Annotated in this window: 21 protein-coding genes; 15 read left to right on the forward strand and 6 right to left on the reverse strand. The window is 63.1% G+C overall.

Annotated features, from left to right (window positions below; all coding sequences use genetic code 11):
• Together GEV39_RS11455 and GEV39_RS11460 are read left to right on the forward strand one after the other, a co-directional pair.
• The gene (locus GEV39_RS11455) at window positions 1-1,563 is read left to right on the forward strand and encodes a GumC family protein (protein ID WP_173889040.1); all 1,563 of its coding nucleotides are present in this window, start codon (window positions 1-3) and stop codon (window positions 1,561-1,563) included.
• 11 nt (window positions 1,564-1,574) lie between these two features.
• On the forward strand, window positions 1,575-2,381 hold the full coding sequence (locus GEV39_RS11460) for a CpsD/CapB family tyrosine-protein kinase (protein WP_009682735.1): 807 nt from the start codon (window positions 1,575-1,577) through the stop codon (window positions 2,379-2,381).
• Window positions 2,382-3,261: 880 nt separating this feature from the next.
• Here GEV39_RS11460 and galE read toward each other — a convergent pair.
• From galE to GEV39_RS11475, 3 genes are all read right to left on the reverse strand, one after another.
• On the reverse strand, window positions 3,262-4,245 hold the full coding sequence (gene galE / locus GEV39_RS11465) for a UDP-glucose 4-epimerase GalE (RefSeq protein WP_173889042.1): 984 nt from the start codon (window positions 4,243-4,245) through the stop codon (window positions 3,262-3,264).
• A 63-nt stretch (window positions 4,246-4,308) separates the two neighbouring features.
• A complete protein-coding gene (locus tag GEV39_RS11470; protein ID WP_173889044.1) occupies window positions 4,309-6,909 on the reverse strand; it encodes a glycoside hydrolase 5 family protein in 2,601 nt (866 codons plus the stop codon).
• Window positions 6,910-6,914: 5 nt separating this feature from the next.
• Window positions 6,915-8,441, reverse strand: coding sequence for an O-antigen ligase family protein (locus GEV39_RS11475; RefSeq protein WP_173889045.1), 1,527 nt, complete (start codon window positions 8,439-8,441; stop codon window positions 6,915-6,917).
• A gap of 201 nt (window positions 8,442-8,642) precedes the next feature.
• Between GEV39_RS11475 and GEV39_RS11480 the strand changes: the two genes are divergently transcribed.
• From GEV39_RS11480 to GEV39_RS11535, 12 genes are all read left to right on the forward strand, one after another.
• Entirely contained in the window at window positions 8,643-10,019 is a 1,377-nt protein-coding gene (locus GEV39_RS11480; protein WP_173889047.1) for an oligosaccharide flippase family protein, read from the forward strand.
• A gap of 45 nt (window positions 10,020-10,064) precedes the next feature.
• A complete protein-coding gene (locus GEV39_RS11485; RefSeq protein WP_054913125.1) occupies window positions 10,065-10,259 on the forward strand; it encodes a hypothetical protein in 195 nt (64 codons plus the stop codon).
• Window positions 10,256-11,722: an FAD-dependent oxidoreductase gene (locus tag GEV39_RS11490; RefSeq protein WP_173889049.1), complete on the forward strand. Its 1,467-nt coding sequence runs from the start codon at window positions 10,256-10,258 to the stop codon at window positions 11,720-11,722. Before GEV39_RS11485 ends, GEV39_RS11490 begins: the two co-directional genes overlap by 4 nt.
• Before the next feature lie 103 nt (window positions 11,723-11,825).
• On the forward strand, window positions 11,826-12,443 hold the full coding sequence (locus GEV39_RS11495) for an acyltransferase (protein ID WP_009682743.1): 618 nt from the start codon (window positions 11,826-11,828) through the stop codon (window positions 12,441-12,443).
• The gene (locus GEV39_RS11500) at window positions 12,436-13,392 is read left to right on the forward strand and encodes a glycosyltransferase family 2 protein (RefSeq protein WP_173889051.1); all 957 of its coding nucleotides are present in this window, start codon (window positions 12,436-12,438) and stop codon (window positions 13,390-13,392) included. Before GEV39_RS11495 ends, GEV39_RS11500 begins: the two co-directional genes overlap by 8 nt.
• An 8-nt stretch (window positions 13,393-13,400) precedes the next feature.
• A complete protein-coding gene (locus GEV39_RS11505; protein WP_173889052.1) occupies window positions 13,401-13,925 on the forward strand; it encodes a serine O-acetyltransferase in 525 nt (174 codons plus the stop codon).
• A 5-nt stretch (window positions 13,926-13,930) separates the two neighbouring features.
• Window positions 13,931-14,908, forward strand: a complete 978-nt coding sequence (locus GEV39_RS11510) for a glycosyltransferase family 2 protein (RefSeq protein WP_173889054.1) — start codon at window positions 13,931-13,933, stop codon at window positions 14,906-14,908.
• Window positions 14,909-14,917: 9 nt separating this feature from the next.
• The gene (locus GEV39_RS11515) at window positions 14,918-15,922 is read left to right on the forward strand and encodes a VirK/YbjX family protein (RefSeq protein ID WP_173889056.1); all 1,005 of its coding nucleotides are present in this window, start codon (window positions 14,918-14,920) and stop codon (window positions 15,920-15,922) included.
• Window positions 15,923-15,971: 49 nt separating this feature from the next.
• Window positions 15,972-17,174 carry a glycosyltransferase gene (locus GEV39_RS11520; protein ID WP_173889058.1) on the forward strand — a complete coding sequence of 401 codons (1,203 nt, stop codon included), beginning with the start codon at window positions 15,972-15,974 and terminating at the stop codon, window positions 17,172-17,174.
• On the forward strand, window positions 17,171-18,358 hold the full coding sequence (locus GEV39_RS11525) for a glycosyltransferase family 2 protein (RefSeq protein WP_173889060.1): 1,188 nt from the start codon (window positions 17,171-17,173) through the stop codon (window positions 18,356-18,358). The genes GEV39_RS11520 and GEV39_RS11525 overlap by 4 nt, the downstream gene beginning before the upstream one ends.
• Window positions 18,358-19,116 carry a WecB/TagA/CpsF family glycosyltransferase gene (locus GEV39_RS11530; protein WP_173889062.1) on the forward strand — a complete coding sequence of 253 codons (759 nt, stop codon included), beginning with the start codon at window positions 18,358-18,360 and terminating at the stop codon, window positions 19,114-19,116. The genes GEV39_RS11525 and GEV39_RS11530 overlap by 1 nt, the downstream gene beginning before the upstream one ends.
• 177 nt (window positions 19,117-19,293) lie before the next feature.
• Window positions 19,294-20,715 carry an undecaprenyl-phosphate glucose phosphotransferase gene (locus GEV39_RS11535; RefSeq protein ID WP_029885437.1) on the forward strand — a complete coding sequence of 474 codons (1,422 nt, stop codon included), beginning with the start codon at window positions 19,294-19,296 and terminating at the stop codon, window positions 20,713-20,715.
• 28 nt (window positions 20,716-20,743) lie between these two features.
• Here GEV39_RS11535 and GEV39_RS11540 read toward each other — a convergent pair whose 3' ends face one another.
• Window positions 20,744-21,685 carry a LysR substrate-binding domain-containing protein gene (locus tag GEV39_RS11540; RefSeq protein WP_173889063.1) on the reverse strand — a complete coding sequence of 314 codons (942 nt, stop codon included), beginning with the start codon at window positions 21,683-21,685 and terminating at the stop codon, window positions 20,744-20,746.
• 146 nt (window positions 21,686-21,831) lie between these two features.
• Between GEV39_RS11540 and GEV39_RS11545 the strand changes: the two genes are divergently transcribed.
• A complete protein-coding gene (locus GEV39_RS11545) occupies window positions 21,832-23,208 on the forward strand; it encodes an L-serine ammonia-lyase (RefSeq protein ID WP_173889065.1) in 1,377 nt (458 codons plus the stop codon).
• A gap of 188 nt (window positions 23,209-23,396) precedes the next feature.
• Here the strand turns inward: GEV39_RS11545 and GEV39_RS11550 are convergent, their stop codons facing one another.
• Together GEV39_RS11550 and GEV39_RS11555 are read right to left on the reverse strand one after the other, a co-directional pair.
• On the reverse strand, window positions 23,397-24,692 hold the full coding sequence (locus tag GEV39_RS11550) for an NAD(P)/FAD-dependent oxidoreductase (RefSeq protein WP_173889067.1): 1,296 nt from the start codon (window positions 24,690-24,692) through the stop codon (window positions 23,397-23,399).
• Window positions 24,693-24,705: 13 nt separating this feature from the next.
• Window positions 24,706-25,794: a polyamine ABC transporter substrate-binding protein gene (locus GEV39_RS11555; protein ID WP_173889069.1), complete on the reverse strand. Its 1,089-nt coding sequence runs from the start codon at window positions 25,792-25,794 to the stop codon at window positions 24,706-24,708.
• Window positions 25,795-25,853 lie beyond the last annotated feature (59 nt).

Raw genomic sequence — 25,853 nt, forward strand, 5'->3', positions numbered from 1 at the left:
ATGAAGTCTGACTACGAGCTATCCCTCAGAGATTACATCGCCATAATCAAGGACCGAGCCCTGGTGCTAGGGGTGAGTGCCGTAGTCATTCTGGCCGCGACCGTGGCGGTGGCCTTGATGGTGCCGCCGATCTACCAGTCGACCGGCACTATCCTGGTGGAGTCACAGCAGATTTCGCCCGAGCTGGTATCAACCAACACCACCAGTTTTGCCGATGAACGCATCGAGGTGATCCGCCAGCGTGTCATGACCCGCGAGAACCTGCTGCGCATCATCGACAAGTACGACCTGTTCGCCGACAAGCGTCTTGGCGAAAGCGACAAAATCGACCAGATGCGCAACGCCATCGTGGTCGAGACCCTTACCACGTTCGTGCGCGGCAGGGGCGAGGCGACCGTGGCCTTCAATGTGTCGTTCGAGCACAAGCAGCCGCAAGTGGCCAAGCAGGTCGCCGATGAGCTGGTATCGCTGTTCCTCAACGAAAACCTCAAGCAGCGTACCGAGCGGGCCAACGAAACCACCGAGTTTCTCACCCAGGAAGCCAACAAGCTGGGCGCTGAGCTGGCCAGCCTGGAAAACCAGCTGGCCGATTTCAAGCAGGCACATGCCAATGCACTGCCCGAGCACCAGACGCTGCGCATGAACATGCTGTCGCGTTCGGAGCTGGAATTCCGTGAGGTCGACCGGGACTACAAGGCGGCGCAGGAAGAGTTGCGTTACCTGGAGCTCGAACTGTCGGCGGCCAATGCCGGCCTGGCGACCAAGGCAGCCGATGGCGCGCGCCCTGCCGCTGCCGACCAGGCCCAGGACCTGCCAAGCCTCAAGGCAGAGTACGCCCGGCTGTTGACCCGTTACAAGGAAGCCCACCCCGATGTGGTGGCGGTCAAACGCAAGATTCAGGCGCTGGAAGCCAGTGGTGGTCGCACCAGCACTGCGTCTTCGGTCAGCCTGGATGTTGCCCGGGTGCGTGCCAAAATGAGCGCCGCCCAGGAACGCATCGCTTCGCTGGCCGAGCAAAAGCGCGAGCTGACCCGAAAAATGGAAGGCTACGAAGCCGAGATCCTGGAGGCGCCGCAGGTCGAGCGTGGCTTGGTCACACTGATGCGTGACCACGACAACGCACGCAAGAAATACGAAGAAATCCGCGCCAAGGAAATGAGCGCGAAAATCACCGAAAGCCTGGAGCAGGAAAACAAAGCCGAGCGCTTTGTGCTGCTGGAGCCGCCCCTGTTGCCCGAGAAGCCGATCAAGCCTAACCGCAAGAAGATCGCCGCGCTGGGGCTGGTGCTGGCGCCGGCCGGTGGCGGCGCGCTGGTCATGTTGCTGGAAATGCTCAACCAGCGGGTTCGGGGCGTTGGTGCTCTGGAGAGCCTGCTGGGCAAACGGGTGTTGGTGGCACTGCCGTATATCGAGACGCGGGCCGATGTGGCCAGGCGCAAACGCTGGCGTAACCGCTTGCTCGTGGCGGCCTTGGCGCTGGCGGCTATCATGATAGTGCTGGTGCACGTGTACTACATGCCACTGGATGTGCTGCTGTACAAAGTCATGTCGCGGTTCGTATAGGGAATGCAGTGATGGACAGGACCAAGCCGGCTGTTGGCAACACTATTCATCAGGTCACACCGGGTACCCCTCAGCCGCTGTCGCCGGCCCCTGGCACGGCGCTGGCGGAGGTGCCGGGGCAGTTCGATTACGTCAACACCAAGGTGGTGCCGCTGCATCCAGACCACCTGGAGCGCAACCGTATTGTGGCGTTCAACAAGAACTCGAACATGAACGGGCCGATCGACCTGTTGCGCACCCAGGTGCTGCGGCTGATGGACGAGAACGGCTGGCGCACCCTGGCCATCACCTCGCCCACGCCGGAGGCAGGCAAAACCGTGTTGGCGGTCAACCTGGCCATGAGTATTGCCCACCACACCACCAAGACCGCCTTGCTGGTGGACTTCGACCTGCGCCGGCCCAAGGTGGGAAGCACATTGGGGCTGCCGATGGAGCATGCGCTGAATGAGTTCCTGAACGACAAGTCGCCACTGCAGGACTGCCTGGTCAACCCGACCTTGCCGCGCTTCGTGGTGCTGCCGACCCGAGTGCCGGTGCCGTTGTCGACCGAGGTGTTGTCGTCGCCCAAGGTGAGTAACCTGATTGGCGAGTTGCGCAACCGCTACGAGTCGCGCATCTGCATTTTCGACCTGCCGCCGTTGCTGAGCTCCGACGACGCGATCACCGTCATACCCAAGTTCGATTGTGTATTGCTGGTGGTGGCCAATGGCATGAACAACAAGAAAGAAATCGAGGACTGCCTGCATCACCTGGCAGGGGTCAACCTGATTGGTACGGTGTTGAACAAGGCTGACGAACAGCCGCGTACCTATTACTGAGGCGACGCTAAAGTACCGCGGGTGAACCCGCCCCCACAACGGGCGGTGCCGATCCGAGATATGTCGCCACCATCGACCCGCAAATGCGGTGGCGGGTGCAACGGTGAATGGCCAGGGAATTTTGCCGGCAGGTCCGGCCTCTTCGCGGGTGAACCCGCTCCTACGACGGGCGATGTTGATCCGAGATATTTCGCCACCATCGACCCGCAAATGGGGTAGCGGGTGCAACGATGAATGGCCAGGGAATTTTGCCGGCAGGTCCGGCCGCGGGTGAACCCGCTCCTACGATGGGTGATGTTGATCCGAGATATTTCGCCACCAACGACCCGCGAATGCGGTGGCGGGTGCAATGGTGAATGGCCAGGGAATTTTGTCGGCAGGTACGGCCTCTTCGCGGGTGAACCCGCTCCTACGACGGGCGATGTTGATCCGAGATATTTCGCCACCATCGACCCGCAAATGCGGTGGCGGGTGCAACGGTGAATGGCCAGGGAATTTTGCCGGCAGGTCCGGCCTCTTCGCGCGTGAACCCGCGCCCACAACGGGCCGTGCCGATCCGGGTTAGGTAGCCATCACCGACCAGTGTAGGAGCGGGTTTACCCGCGAATGCGGTGGCGGCTGCGATGGTGAATGGCCAGGAAATCTTGCCGGCAGGTCCGGCCTCTTCGCGGGTGAACCCGCGCCCACAACGGGCCGTGCCGATCCGGGTTAGGCGGCCATCACCGACCAGTGTAGGAGCGGGTTTACCCGCGAATGCGGTGGCGGCTGCAATGGTGTATGGCCAGGAAATCATGCCGGCAGGTCCGGCCTCTTCGCGGGTGAACCCGCTCCTACGACGGGCGGTGTCGCTGTGGCTAACGACGAACGCGGCCCGTGCTGTTCACGGCTGCCGCCCTTGGCGCATGGCCCAGGGATACTGCAACTCCCACTGCCACGCATGCCGCACGATCTGCTCCAACGCGGCGAACTCCGGCCGCCAGCCCAGCACTTGCAACGCTCTGCTGGCATCGGCCACCAACCGCGGCGGGTCGCCGGCGCGGCGGGGGGCGTCCAGCGTGTCGATCTGTCGCCCGGTTACCCCACGCGCCGTATCGATCACCTGCTGCACCGAAAACCCCAGGCCGTTGCCCAGATTGAACGCAGTACGCTCCCCACCCGCCAGCAGGTAGTCCACCGCCAACGCATGCGCCGTGGCCAGGTCCGACACATGCACATAATCGCGGATACAGGTGCCGTCCGGGGTGTCGTAGTCGCGGCCAAATACCGTGACCGCTTCACGCCGCCCCGATGCCGCCTGCAGGATCAACGGGATCAGGTGGGTTTCCGGTTCATGCCGCTCACCCAACTGGCCCTCCGGGTCGGCGCCGGCAGCGTTGAAATAGCGCAGGCAGACCGACTTCAAACCGTAGGCACGGTCGAAGTCCTCGAGAATCTGCTCGACCATCCATTTGCTCAAGCCATAGGGGTTGATTGGCTGCTTGCCATGCGCTTCGTCAATGGGCACATACAGCGGGTTGCCGTACACCGCAGCGCTCGACGAAAACACCAGGTACTTGATGCCGGCGTTGACCATGGCCTGCAGCAGCGCAAGGGTGGCAGCCACATTGTTCTGGTAATACTTACCTGGCGCGCTGACCGACTCACCCACCTGAATGAACGAGGCAAAGTGAAACACCGCGTCGAACCGCACAACACCGAACAACACATCCAGTGCGGCTTCGTCGGCAATGTCCAGCTTGGCCCATTGAACCCCGGGGCCAGGTGATATCAGGTCCGCCACCACCACCTCATGGCCAGCGCCCTGCAGGTGCTTGACCATGTGTGAGCCAATGTAGCCGGCGCCACCGACAACCAGGCATTTCATGCGCACCCCCTGTGACCTGCTGTTTTAGCGACGCAGTGAATCGAGCGTAGATGGCCATGTGCCCTATTTCAAGAACAGCCAGTTGGACATGTAGCTGCCGTCGAAGGTCAGGGTGTAGTGCCCGTTGTCGTAGGCCACAGGCAGCGCCTTCAACTGCGCCTGTGCATCGCGGGCGTACAGCTTCAGGCCGGCAGGGGCCTGGATGGTCAGGCGGCCTTCCAGCGGCTCGACATTGAACGGTGTCTTGTCATCGGGCTTGGGCATGGCCCGGGTGCCCAGCGACACCAGCAGGTCCCGCGACTGCCCCAGCGGCTTGTCGTCCAGGCTCTGCACCACGACACTGGCATAGGGCGTAGTCGCCTGCACCTGCACAGCGCCCAGGCTGATCGAACGCCCCCCTAGCCAGCCGGTGGCGGCCTGGGTGAGCGGCGTGTCGATGGTGTAAAGGCCTTGTTGCCAGTTACGCCTGAGCTCGCCCGTGTCGGTGGTCGATTCGCTGGCATCCGCCGGCAGCAGCGATTCACCGGGGTCTTGCAGCACGTGCGCGCCGCTTGGAATGGCAGCAGGTTTCAGCCAGGGCAGTTGCGGCGTTTGCGGCAGGGCGATCTGCAAGCGGCCCTTTTCCATGGCAGTACGCAGCAGTGGCGAATTGCGCGGGGTGATTTCCTGGTTGTACAGGGTGGCGGCCGTCGGGGCGAATACATAGTCGGTGGTGGCCGGCTTCACGTCGCCTCGGCGATAGAGCAGGGCGGCAGCGGGCAGGGTGGCGAGCATGCCAGGGTCGTTGTAGGCGTGCCAGTTGTCTGCCGTGCGCCAACCCGGGTTGAACGCCTGTTGGCTGTAGGCATATTGCATCAGGGCGTCCCAGCCTTGGTGGCTGGCGGTAGCGGCCACGTACAGTGGCAGCGAGTGACGGTCTGGCAGCGGGAACGGCTCGGCGTTCCACTCGGTGACGGTCAATGGCTTGCCGACCACCTGGGCGGCGCCGATCCAGTCGATCATGCCGTCGCTGGTCAGCGGGTTTTTCTCCAGTTGCCCCATGTCACCATAGCTATGGGCGTCGATCACATCGCCAACGCTCAGTGCCGGCAGCGCACTCAGGCCGTTGCCGCCCCAGGTGCTGGTGGTGGCGATCGGCACTTTTACGCCCACGCTGCGCAGGTGGGTGATCATGTCGGCATTGAAGCGCTGTTCCAGCTCGTTGAGGAACAGCTTCGATGGCCCATGCTCCCAGGCACGCCAAGTCAGGTCGGCGGGCAGGTCGTACTGTTTGGCGAAGGCCTTGGCGGCCGCCATGTAGCGTTCGCTGTGGCGCGGCACATCCTTGTTCGGCATCAGGGCATTGCCGTAGTGCTGAGTCAGGTCGTTCTCGTTGGTGATCAGCACGGCGGCAATGGCCGGGTCATCTTTGTAGGCCAGCCCCGTGTATGGGTTGACGTGGGTCAGGTACTGCTCGGCGAAGCGTTTCATTGCCTGCTGAATACTGCGGTTGACGTAGGCGTAGCCCTTCAGGTCGATGCGCGCTTCGCCTTTGGCCAGTTCGTCGAAGTCTTCGATATTGTCGTTGGCAGTGAGCGCCCGCTGCACATGCATGTCCAGCCAGATGTAGATACCCTCGTCCTTGAGTGCTTTGATCCACAGGTCCAGCTTGCGCAGCGATTCGGCGCTGAGCTGCTGGGTGTCGCGCACCAGGGTACCGTCGCCAAACACATTGGGGCTGACCCAGGGTGAATCGTGATGATGCAGGCGGACCAGGTTGAAACCCAGGGCCGACAAGCGTTTGGCCTGCTGGCGGATCTCCTCGTCGGGGCTTTTGAACAACGCATAGGCCGACAGGTTGGTGCCCCAGAACCGCACGGCGGTGTTGTCGGCAAACACCAGTTGCTCGCCGACCGCCTTGACGAAGCCACGCTTGCCAGCGGGTTTTTCTGCTGCGTTGAGGAACGAAAAGTCTACCGGCGCGCTGCGCCAGTCCAACTGGTCGTCTGGCCAGCTGGCCGGGTCGGCCAGGCCGAAGCGTTCGGTGGCAGTGGGTGCGAGCTCGATGTCCCCGGTCAGGTTGAGCACGGCCTTGAGCTGTTGCTTGCCGGCAGTGATCGGGTCCTGGTACAGAAACGCGCGCAGCTCAGATGGGTTGCCACGCTCGAAATACACCTTGGCCAAGGGCGGCTCGAAGCGCATTTCGATGCGCCGGCCCTGCTCGGCGTTGCCCCACCACCAGCCGCGGTTGCCTGGCAGCAATTGCGGGGCGCCCATGGCGCCGGTGATTTGCGCAGGATCGAACTGGAACACCATGCCGCCCCCCATCACCCCGGCCTTGCGGCTGTGTGCATCGAGGTCGAAGGTCCAGCTCAGGGTTTGCGCCTGCTCCTTGCGGATATCCGCGGCCAGGTCGAAGTCCAGTTCCTTGTTCTTGCCCAGCAGGGTGTAGTGGTACGGCCCATTGACCTTGACGTCGGTGTAGAAGCCGGTCCAGCTCCAGTTGGCGGCCCAGAAATCGAACTTGGCTTTCATCACCGGGCCGCCACCACGGCTTACGGTGGGCAAGCCAGTGTGCTCGTCGACACTGACCTGCCAGGCAGACGCCCAGCCCGGCAATGGCAGCAAGACCAGGCTGGCGAAGGCCGAAAGGCGGATGAAACCACGCAGGGCGAGCGCATTCATGAGCATTACCTGGGTTGGAGGTCGGGTTCGGCCAGTGCCACCGCGGGGCTGGCATGCAGCCGCCGCACCATCTGGGTGTAGGCCACGCCCAGACCGGCGATCGACCAGTACACCACGGGGATGAAGGTGATACTGCTGACGGTGAAGATGATCACCAGGATGCCGATCAGCGTTGCCAGCAACACGCGGCCAAGCTGTCGTCGTTCGTCGTCCTTGTCCGGGAAACTGCGCATCGCCTTGCGGATACCGTGCAGCACCACGGCAAAGAACGCCACGAACAGGCCAAGCCCGACCAGCCCCACGCGCAGCGCCAGGTTGATGTAGGTGTTGACGATGTCGATGATGCCTTCACCCTGGATCATCGCCTGCATTTCCGGGGTGTTGCGGAAGTCGAACGAGCCGAACAGCGGATTGCGCTGGATGACGATCCACGAGTTGTCCATCAGCCGCTCGCGATAGGTGATGTTTTCCTTTTCGATATTGCCGATGTAGGGCAGCAGGTCCAGCACCTTGTCACCGCCCGGCACCACCGTCAGCAACGGCAACGCGAGCATGCCGGCCGCCCCTAGCAGCGCCAGGCGCCTGACCGCACCTTTGCCCAGCGCGATGAACACCACCACGATGACCACTGCGCCTATCCACGGCCCACGGGACAACGGCGCGAACAGGCCGGCCGCCAGCAGCAGGGCGCCCATGGCCCTGTGCAAGGGCCGCTGCACGTAACCCTGCACGAACAGGAACAGGCCGATCGCCACGCTCATCACATAGCCCAGGGCAATCGCCTGGCCGGTGGTGACACTGGCGCGCAGGGCGCCGCCACGGCTCAGGTAGCCGGACATGCTCCAAGGCACGCCCATGGCGTCGACCAAGGCGCTGTACAGCAACCAGTGGCGCACGTATTCGGCAACCGCGATCAGGGCCATGACGAACGAGGTGAGCACGAACGCCAACATCGCGTCCTTGAAGTCGCTGAGCTGGCGCAGGCCACGGCTGGCCACGTAGTACGGCAGGAATACGTCGACATACAGGTACAGGGCCTGGCGCAAGGTATCGGTCAGGGTGGTCTCGCGCAGGTACAGCACGCTCATCAGCACCAGCCCGGCGGCCAGCAGCCGGTCGGCCCAGGTGCGCCCAAAGCGCACAGTGTCGGGTTGCCGGCGCAGCTCCAGCGCAGCCGGCAGCAGCACGCACAGGGTCAGCAGCCGAATGTGGTTCAGGTCGACCAGGTAATTGACCACGCCGAACCCTGGCACTTGCACCGAGGCCGGCGGGATCAGGAACAACAGCATGTAGAACAGCGCCATGGGGTTGTGCTCGCGGCGCCGTGCCAGCAACAGGATGGCCGCACCTGCGGCCAGGTACAGCCAGAAGCTGTGCGAGACGAACGCCAGCACGGTAAGCAGGAACCACAAATTGCGCCTGCGCTTGTAATCACCGAGCGGAATCAGGTCGGTGGCCGGCCGCCGCGCCAACACGAAGACCACGCTCGCCAGAAACAGAATGACGATCAACGCACGAAAATGTTCAGGCATCGGCTATGTGCACCTTTCCTTCGGTGGGCAAACGGCGGCTGCCCTGTCGCGGAACTACGTTCTCTTCGGGCGAGTGGCAACGCCGGCCGGGTTCCCAAGACGCCGCCAGACAGCGAAGCGCTGAGTTCCGGGCCAGGGCACTAGCATCGTGGCTAATTGAAACTATAGTGACTTTTAGCCAATCAGTCAGAGAATGAATTCATGCCGTCGATTGATGTGTCAGCCTCCGCGAGCCTGCGCAAGCGGGCCATGCGGGCCGGGTCGTGGAACCTGGTCTCGCAGGTGGCTTCACAGGTCATGCGCCTCGGCGGCAACCTGATCATGGCGCGGCTGTTGCTGCCGGAAATGTTCGGCGTGATGGTCATCGCCACCACCGTTTCGGTCCTCCTGCATCTGCTCTCCGATGTTGGCCTGCGCCAGAACATCATCCAGAGCCACCGTGGCGACGACCCGGACTTTCTCAATACGGCGTGGACCGTGCAGATCATCCGCGGCTTCGTGCTGTTCGCCCTGACGCTGCTGCTGGCCCTGGCGGCCTGGGTGGCGCAGTACCAGGAGGTGTGGCCGGCAGACTCCACCTATGCCGCCCCTGTGCTGCCGATGGTGTTGGCGGTTACCGGCCTGTCGGCACTGATATGGGGCTTCCAATCCACCAAGATCGATGTCGCGGTGCGGACCTTCCAGCAGAAGCGCGTGGTGCTGGTCGACCTGGCCTCGCAACTGGCCGGGCTGGTGGTGATGCTGATACTGGGCGTGCTGACCCACTCGATCTGGGCCCTGGTCATCGCGGGCCTGGTCTCGGCGGTGGCCTGGACTGTGCTGGGCCACACCGCATTGGAAGGGCCACGCAACCACTTGCGCTGGGACCGTACGGCACTCACCGAACTGATCGTCTTCGGCCGCTGGATCCTGTTGTCGTCGATGGTCGGCGTACTGGCCATGTACGGTGACCGTATCTGGTTTGGCGCCAGCATGTCGGCGGCGCAATTGGGGGTGTACTCCATTGCCGTGCTCATCCTTGGCGCGGTTCAGACGGCGCTGATGAAGATCGTCGGCGCCGTGGCGCTGCCAGCGTTCAGCGAGGCGGCCAGGGCCGACGACAAAGCGCGGCTGAAGACCCTGTATTACCGCTTCCGTTTGCTGGTCGACCTGCTGGTGCTGTTCATTTGCGGGGGCTTCCTGACTGCCAGCCCGCTGCTGATTGGCTGGATGTACGATGATCGCTACCAGGAAGCTGGCCAAATGCTGGCAATTCTTTCGCTGTCCTTCATCGTATTGCGCTATACCTTGGCTCATCAGGTATGGATTGCGTTGGGCCTCACCAAGTACCAGGCCATGGACAACATCATCCGCCTGGTTTCGCTGTGGGGGCTACTGCCGCTGTTGCTGGCGCTGGGGGGGGTGCAATGGGCGATCTGGGGGGTGGCCCTGCACACGGTGCCGACGCTGGTACTGGTTGTTCATGTCAATCGCAAGCTGGGCATCTTCAGCCTCAAACGTGAGCTGGTGGTGCTACCGATGCTGCTGGTGGGAGCGCTGTGCGGGGCGTTGCTGACGGCCTTCTTCAACTGGCTGTAGGGCTGCGTGCTGGGTGTAACTTTCATGGGGAAAGGTCACAGGATCATGGGGAAGCTCACTTTTTGTACTGCGCAGTTGGGTCGTAGAGGCTTTCTCCAGAGTTGCGTGCTGCTGGGCGTGGGCAGCGCGGCGTTCGGCGCCACGGCGGTGTTTGCTGGCAAACCGGTTGAAAAACCAGGGTTCGTGGTGATCAACGGCTGGGTACTGCCGTCCCGCTATTTCCGGAACCAGCCAGCATGATCCAGGACTATGAGCAGCAGAAAACGCTGCGCGACAACTACGATTTCTGCATCATCGGGGCCGGCCCTGCGGGGATCACCCTTGGCCTGCGCCTGGCGGCAGCCGGCTGGAACGTGTTGCTGGCCGAAGGTGGGGGGCGTGAGTACACACCGCATTCGCAAGCCCTGTACGCCTGCCCCTCGACCGGCCTCGAGCTGTATGCCGAGGAAACCCGCCTGCGTTACCTGGGCGGCACGTCCAACCATTGGGCCGGCCGGTGTCGGCCCTTCACGGCTTCCGACTTCGCCGTGGCCCCACCGGGTGAGTTGCCGGGTTGGCCCATTGCCTATGCGGAGATTGAGCCCTACCTGCCGGTGGCCATGGACATCGTCGACCTGCCCGCCGGGGCAGATTTTCGGGCACTGAACACCGGGCTTGAGGGTGGCGACTTCGAAGCTGACCGTTTTCTGCTCAGCACCCCGACCCGCTTCGCCCAGAAATACGCTACGGCGCTGGAGCAGACCCCGGGCCTGGACCTGTTCATCAATTGCAACTGCGTGGACCTGGAGTTCGATCAGGCATCCGGCCACCTGGCGGCGGTGGTGCTGTCGGACTACCAGCGCAATCGCCAGCGGTTGGTGGCCCGCAACTTCATTCTGGCCACGGGGGCCATCGAGAATGCCCGACAGCTGCTCAACAGCCAGTCCCTGGTGGCTGCGGGGGTGGTCAACAAGGAAGGCCTGGTTGGCGCGTGCTTCATGGAGCACCTGAACATCGAGATGGGCACCTTCATCCTCAAGTCCGGGCAAGACCCGGAGCCGCGCCAGTACTACACCACCGATGCCTTCCTCGCTGAATACCAGGCCGGCAAAGGCAACGTCACCACAGCCTTGTTGGCCGATGTGCAAACCTATGGCCGCACTGCCGAGGTCAAGCATTTTCTCGAGAACCTGGCCTGCGACATGGGAATTTCCAGCAAGATCGAGTTCGTGGCCAAGTTCAGCTGCCCCGGTGACGGCGTGATCAGTACCATGATCGAGCAGTTTCCCAACCTGCACAGCCGCATTTCACTGCTCGACGAGCACGACGCGCTGGGGGTGCCGAAGGTCAGCGTGAACTGGGTGCTCAGTGCTGATGACCGGCACACCATCAAGTGCATCGGTACGGAGCTGGCCAAGCAGTTCGCCGACACGGGCCTGGGCTTCGTCAAACTCAACGAGTTTGTCTATGACACCTCGATACCGCTGAAAATGGCGCCCCATGCCCACCACATGGGCACCACGCGCATGGCCGCGTCTGCGCAAACGGGCGTCGTGGACGGCAACTGCAGGGTATTCGGCACGCAAAACCTGTATGTCGCCGGCAGCAGTATTTTTGCCAAGGGCGGCGCCTCCAATCCGACCATGCCGCTGTTGCAGTTCGCCGTGCGGCTGGCCGACCACCTTGACGCGAAGATGAGGGCGCAGAGCGGCGCCGCCGCGTGAACCATGTTGCACACAGGTTGAGTGCGTAGTGGTCAGCATCTAGAAGAACGAGACCGCATCGCCTCAGGGCATTCCAGCCGTATTGATCGCGAGGCCAGGAAGGATGATGGGATGGATACGCAAGGCAGTGGCACATTACGCACATGCAACCGGGCGCGGAGGCACGTTCTACCGCCGGTTCTGCAGGCCGTCGGGGCTGGAGTGGGGGGCCTACCTCAAACGCTGGGGCAACTTTCATTCGGTGGGCGACAACTTCTTCGTTAATGCCGGCTGCAAGTTCCTCGACCCGTCACTGGTGCGTATCGGCAACAGCGTGGGGTTGTCGGACTGCACGTTGATCGGCCACGACGGGGTGGTCTTGCTGATCGAACACCGGTTTGGCAAACACCTTGATTCGGTCGGTTTCATCGACATCAAGGACAACTGCTTCATCGGCCACGGTGCGATCATCATGCCGCGGGTGACCATCGGTCCCGAGTCCATCGTCGCGGCAGGGGCGGTGGTCACCAAGGACGTGCCACCGGGCACCGTCTACGGCGGCAACCCGGCCGTGTTCATCTGCACCACCGAGGCGCTGGTCAAACGGGTCGAGGCACGTTGCGAAGCCTACCCGTGGATCGACCTGATCAAACAGCGCGACGGTGCCTACGACCCCACGGTTGAGCCGCAACTGATGGCGCAGAGGCGCCAGTACTTCTTCGGGGATGGCAATAATGGGTAGCAAACCGGTGGACGTGATGGTGGTCAATTTCAACACCGCCGGGTTGCTGCAGCCAATGTTCGATGCGCTGCGCCGCGCAGGCAGCGAACACTTGGCCAGTTACCTGGTGGTGGACAATGCCTCCGTCGACGACTCGCTGCAGCGTATGGCTGAGGTTTGCCCAGAGGCAGTGTTGCTCAGCAACAAGCACAACGTAGGTTTTGGCCGTGCCAACAACCAGTTGCTGGCCCACCTGCAAGGCAAGTATGCATTGTTGCTCAACACCGATGCGTTCGTGGCCGCCGATTCCCTGCAAAAAACCCTCGACTACATGGATGCCCACCCGGACTGCGGCGTGCTGGGGGTACGCCTCGAGGGCCGAGAGGGGGACCTGCAACCCAGCTGCCGCTATTTTCCCACGCCGCTGAACGTCTTCGTCGGGCGTACTGGCCTGGGGCGCTTTTTCCCCGGGCTGAAAATGGTCGACGACATGGACTGGGACCACGCTTCGGTCCGCGAATGCGACTGGTTGCCCGGTTGCTTCTACCTTGTGCGCCGCGAAGTGCTGGACCAGGTAGGCCTGTTCGATCCGCGCTACTTTCTTTATTACGAGGAAGTCGACCACTGCAAGCGGGTCAAGCAGGCCGGCTGGAAAGTGGTGTTCTACCCACATACCACGGTGGTCCACATCGGGGGTGAAAGCTCCAAGTCAGTCACCGAATTGGAAGCTGCCAGCCGGCAGATTTCCGCTTACCAGATCGAGAGCGAGCTGCTGTATTTCCGCAAGCACCATGGCTTGGCCGGGCTAGCGTTGCATATGCTGCTGGTGACCGTGGGCGACTTGGTGCTGGCACTCAAAGCGCTGTTGAAACGACGCGGCCGAGGCGCGATACAGGCCTGCTGGCGTCATTGCCGGGCGACCTGGTCACTGCTGTTGCAGACCCGTTACGCCAGCCAACCCACAAGGTAGCTACCGCCATGTTCGAGAATATACGCGCCGACCTGCGGGCCCATGGTGGCGACTGGGGCGCCCAAGGCTTCTGGGTATTGCTGGTGTACCGCTTCGGCCGCTGGCGCTACGGCGTGCGCCCAGCGCTGCTGCGCAAGCTGTGCTCTCTGGTGTACAAGGTGCTGTTCAAGTTCGTGCAGATCATCACCGGGGTGGAACTGCCCTGCGAGGCGGTGATCGGCCGCAATTTCGTCATCGACCATTTCGGTGGCATCGTGGTCAGCGGCTACGCCCGGTTTGGCGACGACTGCCGCATCCGCAATGGCGTGGTGGTGGGCCTGAAAAATGTCGACGAGCCCATTGCCCCGGTGTTCGGCAACAACGTCGACATTGGTACGGGCGCCAAAATACTGGGCAGCATTCGCATCGGCAACAACGTGATTATTGGTGCCAATGCCGTGGTGCTGGTGGATGTGCCAGACAACTCCCTGGCTGTCGGTGTACCGGCAGTCATCAAGGCCCGGCACTTGGCCGCCTCGGCGGCGGTCGAGTGAGGCCCTTGGCGATGCAGATCGGCGTGGTGGTCATTGGCCGCAACGAGGGCCAGCGTTTGGCGCGCTGCCTGCGCTCGCTGGCCCATGGGGCTGACAAGGTCGTGTATGTAGACTCGGGCTCCAGCGACGGTTCGCAACAGCTGGCCGCCGCCTTGGGCGTCGAGGTGCTGGCGTTGGACATGAGCACCCCGTTCACCGCGGCAAGGGCGCGTAACGAAGGCTTTGCCGTGTTGCAGCGGTTGCTGCCAGCCATGCAGTGGGTGCAGTTCGTCGATGGCGACTGCGAAGTGGATGCCCGCTGGCTGGCCACCGCCCAGACGTTTCTGGCCGCGCACCCCGCGGTGGCGGTGGTGTGTGGCCGGCGCCGCGAACGCTTCGCGCAGCGCTCGGTGTACAACCTGTTGTGCGACCTGGAATGGGACACCCCGATCGGCGAGGCCAAGGCCTGCGGCGGTGACGCGTTGATGCGGGTAGACGCTTTCACCGCTGTGAGCGGTTTTCGGCCTGACCTGATCGCTGGGGAAGAACCGGAGCTGTGCGTGCGCTTGCGCGCCAAGGGCTGGAAAATCTGGCGCCTGGATGCCGAGATGACCTTGCACGACGCCAACATGACCCGGTTCAGCCAATGGTGGCGGCGCAGCCTGCGTGCCGGGCACGCCTACGCCGAGGGCGCCTATCTGCACGGTCAGCCGCCCGAGCGGCACTGGTTGCGCGAGTCGCGCCGGGCCTGGGTGTGGGGCCTGGGCATTCCCGTGTCGATCGTGCTGGCCTGCCTGCTGGTGGGCGGCTGGGGCTTGGGGTTGTTGTTGATCTACCCGTTGCAGGCCATGCGCCTGGCGCAGCGGGGCAACAGGTCGCCGCGCGAAAACTGGCTGCAGGCCGTGTTTCTGGTACTGGGCAAGTTCCCCGAAATGCTCGGCCAGCTGAAGTTTCTGCGCCACCGCCTGGCGGCTGGCAAAGCGGCTTTGATCGAGTACAAGTGAGAGAGGCCCATGATGCTCGGCACCCTCGTGAAAAGCGTGTTTACCCTGCAACCCGGTTACTCGTTGCGGGCATTGCACAACAAGTACAAGTTGAGCCTGCAGATGGCCAGGCATTGGCCGCAACTGAACACCTTCCTGCAGCGCCTGACCGCGGCACTGGGCCAGCCGGGGGTGCAGCAGTTGGGCGTTGATTGCATCGGTGTCGTGCAATGGCCCTATATCAGCCAGCACTGGCAAGCGCCGCAACGCCTTGATGCAGTCGCCTCGCACTTCGAGCTGGTGGCCCGGCATTTTCCTGGGCTGTTGCTGTTGGGCCGGGACGACAGCCTTACCCTGTGTGACCTGGGAAGCTATTCGCCGGGCTGCTGCCTGGTGCTCGACAGGCCGATCTGGTTCAAGCGCGAAGGCGAGCTGGTGCTCAACCTGTTCCAGGGTGAGTTGCGTGTGGCGTCCCTGGCGTTCACCCTGTGCCAGGGGCCGGCCGGCATCGGTTTGTACATCGGCGCAGTGCAAGGCATCCATAAAGGCATCGACAGCGACACCTCGCTGGCCATCTACCGCGACCTGACCAAGGACTTCGAGGGGTTGCGCCCGCGCAGCTTGCTGCTGGAAGCGTTGAAGTGTCTGGCCAGAACTTTGGGGGTCGCCCGGTTGTACGCCGTGAACGATGCCAGCCGGCATCACCGCCACGCTTATTTTGGCCGTGACAAGGGCCAGGAACTGGCGGCCAACTACGATGCTATCTGGCAGGAGCATGGTGCCAGCGCCTCAGAGCATGCCGATTTCTACAGCCTGCCATTGGCGCCGGCGCAGCGTGCCGAGGCCGACATTCCGGCAAAGAAACGGGCGATGTATCGCCGTCGCCAAGCATTGCTCGACGATGTATTCAACTGTTTGCAAGCAGCTTTGCCAAGCAATGGTGCCAACCTTGGACTACAAGGAACACAGGGGGATGCATTTGCTGTGAGTGCATCGGCAGTAGGCAGGCCGCCGGTAGTTGACAGCCTGAAGTAAAGGTTGCTTGGGGCGGTTGGTCATCAAGCGGGTTTGGATCTGGGTTCATATGCGTATTGCTTATTTCATCAATCAGTACCCGAAGGTCAGCCATAGTTTTATCCGCCGCGAGATCCTGGCATTGGAGCGCCAGGGGATAGAGGTGCAGCGCCTGGCACTGCGTGGCTGGGACGCCGAGGTGCAGGATGCCGAGGACGTGGCCGAGCGGGGCAAGACCCGCTACGTGCTGCAAGGCGGGCTGAAGCAGCTGTTGCGGCCCATGTGGCAGGTGTTGCGCGCGCAGCCGCGGCGCTTTGGCCGGGCGCTGTGGCTGGCACTGCGGCTTGGCCGCCGAGCGGACCGGGCCTGGCCCTACCACCTGGTGTATCTGGCCGAAGCCTGCCAGGTGCTGCAGTGGCTACAGGCCGGGCAGGCGCAGCATGTGCATGCGCACTTTGGCACCAACTCTACCGAAGTGGTCATGCTGGCCAACATATTGGGCGGGCCGGCCTACAGTTTCACCGTGCACGGCCCCGAAGAGTTCGACAAGCCACAGTTCCTGCACCTGGGGGAAAAGGTTCGGCGCGCCGCTTTTGTCGCGGCGGTCAGCTCGTATGGGCGCAGCCAACTGTTGCGCTGGGTGGCGCACGAGCACTGGGCCAAGGTCAAGGTGGTGCATTGCGGGCTGGAGCGCGCGTTCCATGCGGTGCCTGCGGTAGAGGCGCCCGCGGCGCCACGCCTGGTGTGCGTTGGGCGGCTGTGTGAGCAGAAAGGCCAGTTGTTGCTGCTGGAGGCCGCGCGCCAGCTGGCGGCCCAGTCGCAGGCCTTTGAGCTGGTGCTGGCCGGTGACGGTGAAATGCGCGAGCAGATCGAGGCCTTGATTGCCCGCCACGGCCTGCAGCAGCACGTACGCATTACTGGCTGGATCAGCAGTGCACAGGTGCGCGAGGAAATCCTCGCTGCCCGCGCTCTGGTATTGCCCAGCTTCGCCGAGGGCCTGCCGGTGGTGATCATGGAGGCCATGGCCTTGCGCCGCCCGGTGCTGACCACGTTTGTTGCCGGGATCCCTGAGCTGGTGCGGCCCGGCGAGAATGGCTGGCTGTTCCCCGCGGGCGCAGTGGACGAGCTGGCAGCGGCCATGGCCGAGTGCCTGGCGCAACCTGCCGAGGTGTTGCAGCGCATGGGCCAGGCGGCCTACGAGCGGGTATTGCAACGGCACGACATCGACACCGAGGCGGCCAGGCTGGCCGGCTACTTCAAGGCATTCGCATGATAAGTGTATTAGGGTGGTTGCTGGGCCTGCTAACGGTCATCGTCCTGGTGCCGGTGTTGGTGTTTTCGCTGCAGGTATTGCTGGCTTGCCTGCCCGCACGCAGGCCGGCACCGTGCAACACGGCGCGGCCGACGCTTGCGGTGCTGGTGCCGGCCCACAATGAGGCCTCGATCATTCAGGCCAGCCTGGCGAGCATCGTGCCGCAACTGCTGGAGGGTGACCGCTTGCTGGTAGTGGCCGACAACTGTTGCGACACCACGGCGCAGTTGGCCCGCGAAGCGGGGGCCGAAGTGGTGGAGCGGTATGACGCCCAGTTGCGCGGCAAAGGCTATGCCCTGGACTTCGGCGTGCGCCATCTGGCGCGCCAGCCCCCTGAGGTGGTGATCGTGGTGGATGCCGATTGCCAGGTTGACGAGGGCGCCATCGATATCCTGGCTCGGCGTTGCCGTGAAACGGCGCGCCCAGTGCAGGCGCTGTACCTGATGCGGGCACCCGCAGGTGCCGGGCTGAAAGTGCAGGTCGCCGAATTTGCCTGGCGGGTGAAAAACCTGGTTCGCCCGCGTGGCTGGGCGCGGTTGGGCTTGCCTTGCCAGCTGATGGGCGCCGGCATGGCCTTCGGCTGGCACGACCTGCGCCAGGTCAACCTGGCCAACGGCCATCTGGTCGAGGATGTGAAACTCGGGCTCGATCTTTGCCAGCAAGGCAAGCCGCCGCTGTTCTGCCCCGAAGCCTTGGTAACCAGCCAGTTCCCGCTCAGCCCGCAAGGCCTCAACAGCCAGCGTACGCGTTGGGAGCACGGCCACCTGGGGTTGATGCTGGCCGATGGGCCCAAGCGGGCGCTGGCTGCCATCACCCAGCGCAATGGTGCCCTCGCGGCGATGACCCTTGACCTGGTGGTATCACCCTTGGCCTTGCTGGTGTTGGCACTGCTGGGGTTCAACCTGCTGACCTGGCTGGTTTACCTGGTAACCGGGCTGGCGGCACCTGCAGGGTTCGCCCTGCTGGGGCTGGGGTTGCTCGGCGTGGCGGTGGTGGTGGCCTGGGCGCGCTTCTGTCGGGAGCTGATCCCGTTCTCGGTGTTGTTGTACGCACCGTTCTACGCAGCCCGGAAAATCCCCCTGTACCTGGGTTTTCTGATCAAGCGCCAGGTTGAATGGGTGCGCTCGAAACGGGATGACGACTGATGAGCCAGCGGCAATGGCAGCAACGCTGGGCGCGCCTGGTCGGGCAGCTGCATGTGGTCGCCGACGAAAACGCCGTGCAGCGCCTGCTCGAGCACCTTACCACCCCGGACAAAGCGACGGTGTTGGGGTTCGTCAACGCCCACGCAATGAACCTGGTGGTGCGCGACGGGGTTTATTGCCAAGCGCTGTCGGCGGCCGATGTGCTGCTGCGCGATGGCTCCGGCATGGCGATCCTTTACCGCCGCCTGGGCCTGGAGCCTGGCCTGAACATGAACGGTACCGATTTCATTCCCAGGCTGCTGGCGGCCTACCGGGGGCGTAAGGTGGCCTTCTGGGGTACGCGGCAACCCTACCTGCACCAAGCAGTGCAGCACTGCGCAGCCACCTTCGGCGTGGCGCCGGTGTCGGTTCACGATGGCTTTGCCACTGTCGATACCTACTTGCAACTGGCGCACGAGCATCAACCGGAACTGATCGTGCTGGGCATGGGCATGCCCAAGCAGGAAGCGGTCGCGGCACAGTTGGCCGGCATCAGCGGCCCCTGCCTGATCGTCTGTGGTGGGGCGATCCTGGACTTTCTCGGCGGCAAGGTCAGCCGCGCCCCCGGCTGGCTGCGGGGGGTCGGCGCCGAGTGGCTGTATCGGCTGTGCCGTGAGCCCAGGCGCCTGTTCATGCGCTACGTGGTGGGCAACCCGCTGTTTCTGCTGCGCACGTTGCTGCATCGGCGGGCGAGCGCTGCTGCCAGGCGCTCGCTGTGAATCGGCCAAAAGCTGTGGCAGCACGTATTCCGGGCCCGCCTGTGGCAGCTGGCTGCTACATTGATATCAATGGTTTGGACGCTGCGCGCTTTGCCGCGTGCGGCGCTGCAAGGCTGTGATTCAAGACTGGTTGTTGGCTGTAAGGCACTTGCCACGCTCCAATTGATGAGGTCTGAAATGGTTTTCGAACCCAGAAGCAGTCGCTCCTTACTCCAGCGCCGAAGCAGTGTCAGCAACGCCATCCAGGCCGGCCTCGACGGCATTGCCGTGACGGGTATCGCCTGGTACCTGATCTATGACCAGTTCGGCTACATCACCTCCGATTACGTGATCATGCTGCTGTTGCTGATCGGCGCACTGGCGGTCATTTATGATCATTACGCGATCTACCGCACCAACGTCGGGCTTTCGATCAAGGCCTTCCGCCTGTTCAAGGCCTGGTCGGCCACGTTCTGCTTTCTGGTGGTCATGGCGTTCCTGACCAAACAGAGCGAAACCTACTCCCGGCTGCTGGTTGGCCAACTGTTCGTCATCGGTTACTTCGCCCAATTGTTCCTGCACTTCGCCGTGCGTGAGCTGCAAAAACGCTTCACCGCACATGCACGCCTGGACAATGCCCTGATCATTGGCAATGGTGACCTGGCCAACTTCCTTTACCAGAAAATCAGCAGCAACCCGTGGTTTGGCGAGCGGGTGCTGGGGTGTGTACTGGTCGACAAGGTTGAACCGCAAGCAGGCGAGGGCGCCGAGGGCAAGCAGCGCCTGCCGGTGCTCGGGCATATTGCCGAGCTTGACGATCTGGTCGCCCGCCACGGCATCCGCACGGTCTACCTGGTGACCCCGCTGGGCGGCTCGGAAGTGATCAACGACGTGTACTTCAAGCTGCTCGACAAGTGCATCGCGGTGAACTGGGTACCGGATATCTTCTCGTTGCGCCTGATCAACCACAGCGTGCGGGAAATTGCCGGCATTCCGGTGCTGACCTTGTCGGAAACCCCGCTCACAGGCATGAGCCTGTTCCTGAAAAACCTCGAGGACCGGGTACTGGCCGCGCTGATCCTGCTGTGTGCGTCGCCGGTATTGCTGGCCGTTGCCCTGGCCATCAAGCTCGACAGCCGCGGCCCGGTGTTTTTCCGCCAGGAACGTACCGGCTGGACGGGTGAGGCGTTTCGTATCTGGAAATTCAGAAGCATGCATGTGCACCAGCCCGAAGGCGGTGTGGTGCAGCAAGCCCAGAAAAACGACCCGCGGTTGACTCGGGTTGGGGCCTTCATCCGCCGTACCAGCCTCGATGAACTGCCGCAGCTGTTCAATGTGCTGACCGGCGAAATGTCGCTGGTCGGGCCACGGCCGCATGCCTTGCAGCACGACACTTTGTATTCCCAGGACATCGTGGATTACTTCGCTCGCCACAACATCAAGCCGGGCATGACCGGCCTGGCCCAGGTGCGCGGGTTCCGTGGCGAGACCAAGGACATCGAACAGATGATCCAGCGGGTGGACTCCGACATCGAGTACATCAACAACTGGTCGTTGTGGCTGGATTTCGTGATTCTGGTACGCACGTTGAATGCGTTCACCGGTAAACAGGCCTATTGATTGTCATGCCACAGGTGCAGAACAGGCCTCATGCTGTGTTCAACGGGTGCAGTTCGCGGAACCCTCGTGCTTCTTCCACCAGCCAGTCATGTACCGCCCGCGCGCCCGGCTGGGTCAACCCGCCGGGCGGGTAATGCACCACATAGCGTTTGTGGTTGGCGATGGGTACGCCAAACGGCACGATCAGCGCGCCGCGTTCCAGTTCATCGTTGAGTAGCGTGCGCCGGGCAATGGCCACGCCGATACCGGCAATCGCCGCTTCGATGGTCAGGTGGTTACGGTTGAAGGTATGCCCACGGCGTACGTCCAACCCATTGGCGCCGATCCCGTCCAGGTAGAACTCCCATTCGGCATATTCCGAACTGCCACGCCAGGCGGTGATGTCGTGCAGCAGCGGGTAGTGCACCAGGTCGGCCGGCCTGTGCAGCGGGGGGCGCCCACGCAGCAGTGAGGGCGCGCATACGGGAAAGATCTGCTCGTCCAGCAGCGGCGTGGAGAGCATGCCCGGGTAGCTGCCGTCGTTGAGGTCGATGGCCAGGTCGAAGTCGCCCGGGGTCAAGGCCTGGGCACTGTCTTCGGCCACCAGGCGCAGTTCGATGTCCGGGTAGCGCTGCTGGAAACGTGGCAAGCGCGGCGTTAGCCACTTGGCCAGGAACGAGGGGATGGAGCGCACCCGCAATGTGCCACGGATCTCACCGGCATCCAGGCGTAGCAGCTCTGCCTCGATGCTGCCGTAGGCGTCGGTCACGGTCTGCGCCAGGCGCTGGCCTTCGGCGCTCAGTTCCACGCCCCGTGCCCGGCGCAGAAACAGGCGGTAACCCAGGCGCTCTTCCAGCTGGCGCATCTGTTGGCTGACCGCCCCGGGGGTGATGTGCAGTTCCTCTGCACAGCGGGTAAAGGACAGGTGCCTGGCGGCGCAGGCAAAGACGTGCAGCCAAACAAACATCTGGCCGTTGAGTTGGCGTCGCATCGTTTAGTCCTGCTAAAGCCTTGCTTAGAAAGTTTCGTTGGTCATTTTAACCGCGCAGCGTCAGTATCGCGCAAAATCGCAGCAGCGCCCATTTTCTCCAGATAACCGTGCACTGGCTACCTTTCAGCGCATGGTCAGGCATTAGTATGGCTATCAGTGTTTTCGACCTTTTCAAAATCGGCATCGGCCCGTCCAGCTCCCACACCGTCGGCCCGATGCGCGCGGCTGCGACCTTTGCCCAGGCCCTGCGCGAGCACGGCTTGCTGGGCCGGGTGACGCGCGTTGAAGTACGCCTGTATGGCTCGTTGTCGGCGACCGGCGTTGGTCATGCCACCGACCGTGCCTGCCTGCTGGGCTTGATGGGGCAGTGGCCAGACCGTATCGACCCGGCCACCATCGAATCGCGCATCGGTCAGGTGCTGCAGGAACACTGCCTGATGCTGGACGGCAGCCACCCCGTGGCGTTCGAGTATGCGCAAGACATGCTGCTGCTCGACGAGAACCTGCCGTACCACCCCAACGCCATGCGCGTGGAAGCCTTGCACGGGCAGGACAGCCTGTTGTGCCAGACCTATTATTCCGTCGGCGGCGGGTTCATCGTTGAACAGGCCGAAGTCGATGCGCCCAAGGCTGCAGAGAACGCTGCCGTGCTGCCCTACGAGTTCGGCAGTGGTGCCCAGTTGCTGAAGCTGTGCCAGGCCCACGGCCTGAGTGTGGCGCAACTGATGATGGCCAACGAATGCGCCTGGCGCCCGGAAGCCGAGGTGCGCGACGGCCTGCTGCGCATTTGGGCTGCGATGCGCGAGTGCGTGGACAACGGCCTGCGCAACGAGGGCATTCTGCCCGGTGGTTTGCACGTCAAACGCCGTGCGGCGCGGCTGCACCGTAGCTTGCAGGAACTGGGCAAGCCTAATGTGATCGGGTCGACGCTCGGCGCCATGGAGTGGGTCAACCTGTACGCCCTGGCGGTGAACGAAGAGAACGCCGCTGGCGGGCGCATGGTCACCGCGCCTACCAACGGTGCAGCCGGTATCATCCCGGCAGTGCTGCACTACTACATGAAGTTCAACCCTGGCGCCTGCGACGCGGATGTCGTGGACTTCCTGCTTGCCGCGGCTGCAGTTGGCATCCTGTGCAAAAAGAACGCCTCCATTTCCGGCGCCGAGGTCGGCTGCCAGGGGGAGGTCGGGTCTGCCTGCTCGATGGCGGCCGCCGGCCTGGCCCAGGTGCTGGGCGCGACACCGGCGCAATTGGAAAATGCTGCCGAAATTGCCCTGGAACACAACCTTGGGCTGACCTGCGACCCGGTCGGTGGCCTGGTGCAGGTGCCGTGCATCGAACGCAATGCCATCGCTGCCGTGAAAGCGATCAATGCGGTGCAAATGGCATTGCGGGGCGATGGCGAGCATTTCATTTCGCTCGACCGGGTAATCCGCACCTTGCGTGATACCGGTGCCGACATGCATGCCAACTACAAGGAAACCTCGCGCGGCGGCCTGGCGGTTGCATTCGTCGAATGTTGAGCTACTGCGGGGGGTAGGGGGCTGCTTTGCAGTTCATCGCCGTTCAAGCCCAGCTCCCGTAGGGATCGTATGAGGGCTGACGCGTGTTTGACACAAGATGTGCAGCGCCTGTGAGATCGAGCGCCGCGCGGGCGGCGCTCGATCTCACAGGCGATGCATATCTTTTGGCAAATAACACCCACACATTGCTAGCCCAACACCTCACGTAACCGGTACCACAACATCCCCAGCGCCAGCAGTGGCGAGCGCAGTGCCTTGCCACCGGGGAACGTCAGATGCGGCACTGCACTGAACACATCCAGGCCGTGGCTGTGGCCCAGGGCGATGCTTTCTGCCAGCAGCTTGGCTGTCCAGTGAGTCACGTTCAGCCCGTGCCCGGAATAGCCTTGGGCGTAATACACGTTGGGGTGTTGGCTCAAGCGCCCGACCTGGGGGAAGCGGTTGGCGGTGATGCCGATCATGCCACCCCACTGGTAGTCGATGCGCACATCGGCCAGTTGCGGGAATACCTTCAGCACCTTCGGCCGCATATAGCCGGCGATGTCCTTGGGGTCGCGGCCCGAATAGTGGCAGGCGCCGCCGAACAGCAGGCGGCGATCAGCGGTGAGGCGGTAGTAATCCAGGCCGACTTTCTGGTCGCACAGTGCCATGTTCTGCGGGATCAAGCGGCTCGCCAGTGTTTCGGGCAGCGGTTCGGTGGCCACCACGTAACTGCCGGCCGGCAGCACCTTGCCACTCAGCCGCGGTTCCAGGTCGTCCAGGTGGGCGTTGCAGCCCAGCACCAGGCGGCCCGCGCGCACGCTGCCGTGGGCCGTATGCACGGTAACGCTGGGCCCATGCTCGATACGCAGCACCGGGCTTTGCTCGAAAATGCGCACGCCCAGGGCATGGGCGGCGCGGGCCTCGCCCTGAACCAGGTCGAGCGGGTGCAGGTGCCCTGAACCCATGTCCACCAGGCCGCCGGCGTACCGGTCGCTGGCGACGATCTCATGCAACTGCCCGCTTGCGACCAGCCGTGTTTCGTGGCGGTAACCTAGCGCTGCCAGGTCTTGCAGTTCATCCTTGAAGGCGTCGAACTGCGCGGGCGTGTTGGCCAGTTCGCAAAAGCCCCAGCGCAGGTCACAGGCAATGTTGTAGCGGGCGATGCGCGCGGCGACCAGCGCCACCGAGTCGATGCCGGCCTGCTGGAGGTAGCGCACGCCATCCTGGCCGACATGTCGGGCAAAACCGCTGACATCATGGCCGATGCCGCGAATCAGCTGGCCGCCGTTGCGGCCACTGGCACCCCAGCCGATGCACCGCCCCTCCAGCAGCACCACCGACAGACCACGCTCGGCCAGCTCCAGCGCCGTATTGACCCCGGTCAGCCCACCCCCGACCACACACACATCAGCGCTCAGGTCAGCGTCGAGGCTGGGGTAGGGGGCCGCATCGCGCGCAGTGGCTGCATAGTACGAAGCGCTGTGTTGGGTATTGAATGACATAGAGGGTCTCGGCTCAGCGGTTGGACTTGATCTTGCTCCAGGAGCGGGTCATGACGCGCATGATCTTCGGGCTGGGGGTGCTGGAAATGTACAGCTTGTCCAGTACCTCCTGCGGGGGGTAGATCTCGGGGTTGTCCACCAGCGCGGCATCCATGTAGGCCTTGGCGTCCGGGTTGGCGTTGGCGTAGCCGACCGTGGCGCTGACCTTGGCGATCACCTTGGGGTCGAGCAGGTAGTTGATGAAGGCCAGCGCCTGCTCCGGGTTGTTCGCATCCTTCGGAATGGCCAACAGGTCGAACCACAGGTTGCTGCCTTCCTTGGGAATGCTGTAAGCGACCTTCACGCCGTTCTTCGCCTCAACGGCGCGGTTGGCCGCCTGGAACACGTCACCGGAATAACCGAACGCCACGCAGATATTCCCGTTGGCAAGGTCGGAAACATACTTGGAGGAGTGGAAATAGGTGATGTACGGGCGCAGCTCAAGCATGCGCGCCTCGGCTTTGGCGTAGTCGGCCGGCTTTTCGCTGCGCGGGTCCATGCCCAGGTAGTTGAGCACGGCGGGGAACAGTTCATCGGGCGAGTCCATGAAGGCCACGCCGCACTGCTTGAGCTTTTTCAGGTTCTCGGGCTCGAACAGCACCGCCCAGGAATCGATGCGATCCACGCCCAGTGCCGCCTTGACCTTTTCCACGTTGTAGCCGATGCCATTGGTGCCCCACAGGTAGGGCACCGCATACTGGTTGCCGGGGTCGTTCTGCTCAAGCTGCTTGAGCAGCTTGGGGTCCAGGTGCTTCCAGTTCGGCAGTTTGCTGCGGTCCAGCGGCAAGAACGCACCGGCCTGGGCCTGGCGGGCCAGAAAATGGTTGGAGGGCACTACCACGTCGTAGCCGGTGCGCCCCGCCAGCAGCTTGCCTTCGAGGGTTTCGTTGGAGTCGAACACGTCATAAACCACCTTGATGCCGCTGCTGGCCTGGAAGTCGGCCAGGGTGGTGTCACCGATGTAGTCGGTCCAGTTGTACACGCTCACAGTGGGCGTCGCGTGGCTGGTGGTGGCGAACAGCAGGGTGAATGCCGCGGGGATCAGGGCTTGCAGATGACGCATGGGAACACCTCGTTGGTTTTGTTCTACGGGTTCAGGTGTGGTGGGGGCTGCACAGCCCC

The sequence above is a fragment of the Pseudomonas sp. NY5710 genome (assembly GCF_013305665.1).
GTDB classification, from domain to species: Bacteria; Pseudomonadota; Gammaproteobacteria; order Pseudomonadales; family Pseudomonadaceae; genus Aquipseudomonas; species Aquipseudomonas juntendi.

Coding starts and splice junctions, on each gene's coding strand:
- GEV39_RS11455 (WP_173889040.1), top strand. CDS start 1: ATGAAGTCTGACTACGAGCTATCCCTCAGAGATTACATCGCCATAATC.
- GEV39_RS11460 (WP_009682735.1), top strand. CDS start 1,575: ATGGACAGGACCAAGCCGGCTGTTGGCAACACTATTCATCAGGTCACA.
- galE (WP_173889042.1), bottom strand. CDS start 4,245: ATGAAATGCCTGGTTGTCGGTGGCGCCGGCTACATTGGCTCACACATG.
- GEV39_RS11470 (WP_173889044.1), bottom strand. CDS start 6,909: ATGAATGCGCTCGCCCTGCGTGGTTTCATCCGCCTTTCGGCCTTCGCC.
- GEV39_RS11475 (WP_173889045.1), bottom strand. CDS start 8,441: ATGCCTGAACATTTTCGTGCGTTGATCGTCATTCTGTTTCTGGCGAGC.
- GEV39_RS11480 (WP_173889047.1), top strand. CDS start 8,643: ATGCCGTCGATTGATGTGTCAGCCTCCGCGAGCCTGCGCAAGCGGGCC.
- GEV39_RS11485 (WP_054913125.1), top strand. CDS start 10,065: ATGGGGAAGCTCACTTTTTGTACTGCGCAGTTGGGTCGTAGAGGCTTT.
- GEV39_RS11490 (WP_173889049.1), top strand. CDS start 10,256: ATGATCCAGGACTATGAGCAGCAGAAAACGCTGCGCGACAACTACGAT.
- GEV39_RS11495 (WP_009682743.1), top strand. CDS start 11,826: ATGATGGGATGGATACGCAAGGCAGTGGCACATTACGCACATGCAACC.
- GEV39_RS11500 (WP_173889051.1), top strand. CDS start 12,436: ATGGGTAGCAAACCGGTGGACGTGATGGTGGTCAATTTCAACACCGCC.
- GEV39_RS11505 (WP_173889052.1), top strand. CDS start 13,401: ATGTTCGAGAATATACGCGCCGACCTGCGGGCCCATGGTGGCGACTGG.
- GEV39_RS11515 (WP_173889056.1), top strand. CDS start 14,918: ATGATGCTCGGCACCCTCGTGAAAAGCGTGTTTACCCTGCAACCCGGT.
- GEV39_RS11520 (WP_173889058.1), top strand. CDS start 15,972: ATGCGTATTGCTTATTTCATCAATCAGTACCCGAAGGTCAGCCATAGT.
- GEV39_RS11525 (WP_173889060.1), top strand. CDS start 17,171: ATGATAAGTGTATTAGGGTGGTTGCTGGGCCTGCTAACGGTCATCGTC.
- GEV39_RS11530 (WP_173889062.1), top strand. CDS start 18,358: ATGAGCCAGCGGCAATGGCAGCAACGCTGGGCGCGCCTGGTCGGGCAG.
- GEV39_RS11535 (WP_029885437.1), top strand. CDS start 19,294: ATGGTTTTCGAACCCAGAAGCAGTCGCTCCTTACTCCAGCGCCGAAGC.
- GEV39_RS11540 (WP_173889063.1), bottom strand. CDS start 21,685: ATGCGACGCCAACTCAACGGCCAGATGTTTGTTTGGCTGCACGTCTTT.
- GEV39_RS11545 (WP_173889065.1), top strand. CDS start 21,832: ATGGCTATCAGTGTTTTCGACCTTTTCAAAATCGGCATCGGCCCGTCC.
- GEV39_RS11550 (WP_173889067.1), bottom strand. CDS start 24,692: ATGTCATTCAATACCCAACACAGCGCTTCGTACTATGCAGCCACTGCG.
- GEV39_RS11555 (WP_173889069.1), bottom strand. CDS start 25,794: ATGCGTCATCTGCAAGCCCTGATCCCCGCGGCATTCACCCTGCTGTTC.